At 68.5% G+C, this 460-nt stretch carries 1 protein-coding gene; it reads right to left on the bottom strand.

Going from position 1 to position 460, the window contains the following annotated elements:
• On the bottom strand, positions 1–445 hold a 445-nt coding region (gene mraW, locus EN780_RS37655), incomplete at its 3' end, for a 16S rRNA (cytosine(1402)-N(4))-methyltransferase (RefSeq protein ID WP_128276660.1).
• Positions 446–460: the final 15 nt, after the last annotated feature.

The following is a 460-nucleotide window of genomic DNA, read 5'->3' as shown; positions in this document are numbered from 1 at the left end:
GGCCGGCATGGCGCTCCTCGCCGAGGAAGCCGAAGATGCGGGCAAGGTCGCCCGCCTTGAAGCTGTTGACGACATCGGCGGCGCTGAGGCCCGCCTGCGCCATGCGCATGTCGAGCGGTCCGTCGGCGCGAAACGAGAAGCCGCGCTCGGCCTGGTCGAGCTGCATGGAGGAGACGCCGATGTCGAGCACCACGCCGTCGGCGCTTTCGACATGCTCATCGAGCATCGAAAACGGCGCCTGGACAAGAGTCAGGCTGCCGCCTGATTGCTGTTCCAGCGAGCGCCCAGCGGCGATGGCATCGGGATCGCGGTCGATGGCCACGACCGAGGCACCGCTTGCCAGGATGGCCCTGGTATAGCCGCCGGCGCCGAAGGTGCCGTCGACGATCAGATCGCCGGCCTTGGGCGACAGCGCCTCCAGCACTTCGGCAAGAAGGACCGGAATGTGGCGGGCCGGTCC

Source organism: Mesorhizobium sp. M4B.F.Ca.ET.089.01.1.1 (assembly GCF_004022605.1).
Classification (GTDB): Bacteria; Pseudomonadota; Alphaproteobacteria; order Rhizobiales; family Rhizobiaceae; genus Mesorhizobium; species Mesorhizobium abyssinicae.
This window is presented reverse-complemented; position numbering and strand designations above follow the sequence as displayed.